Source organism: Rahnella sp. P4_A8 (genome assembly GCF_056402435.1).
In genome coordinates, this window is sequence record NZ_JBFUHK010000361.1 from 1 (window position 1) to 635 (window position 635).

Sequence of the window (635 nt, forward strand, 5' to 3'; positions counted from 1 at the left end):
GCATAGGAACCAGTGCACGTTCAGACATTCATCACGCAGGCTGCCGTTAAATGACTCAACCAGGGCGTTATCTGTGGGCTWTCCGGGAGGAGATCAGTAGGAGTGGCCCTGACGCAGCCAGGGTGTATCTCCGCGTTAGCGCCTACGAGCGTGTACTTACGAACCTCACAAGATATTCTCCAAAGGCTAATGCTTTAATGCCTTGAGGATTTCAGCGGGCTTTACATTCCCAATAAACACAACTGGCGAAGGCTGCATAACAACCATCACTGGTGTAACCTCAATACCGACACGATCCGCGAGTGCTGATTGCTGCTCTATTGTCCTGATGCAGGCTGGTGAAGTGTCATTATTCGGTAAAAAACCAGCCATTGCATTACGTAGGCTTTCACGTGGGGAGCTGGAGCACCAGACCCTGGCCATATCGCTGATCACTTTATCATGGATAGCCGGAGGAGCAACCGTAAGGAATGACATGGTAAGTCCAGCATCCGTATACTGCTGAACCTTTTTAACCACGTCCGAACAATAACTACATTGGTTATCGATAAAGACAACCATGTGATATTTTTCGGCAGGAGCGGTCCATGTTATGGGATTGAGTTCAACCAAGTTATCAGCGATTTCCTTGACAG

At 48.7% G+C, this 635-nt stretch carries 1 protein-coding gene and 1 pseudogene; both read right to left on the minus strand.

All coding sequences use genetic code 11. The features are described 5' to 3' along the window. Positions 1–93 (minus strand): annotated as a pseudogene (locus tag AC1DUO_RS25995) (integrase core domain-containing protein); the annotation flags it as partial. 93 nt (positions 94–186) lie between these two features. Further along, a partial coding sequence (locus AC1DUO_RS26000) for a thioredoxin fold domain-containing protein (protein ID WP_477989620.1) occupies positions 187–635 on the minus strand: 449 nt, incomplete at its 5' end.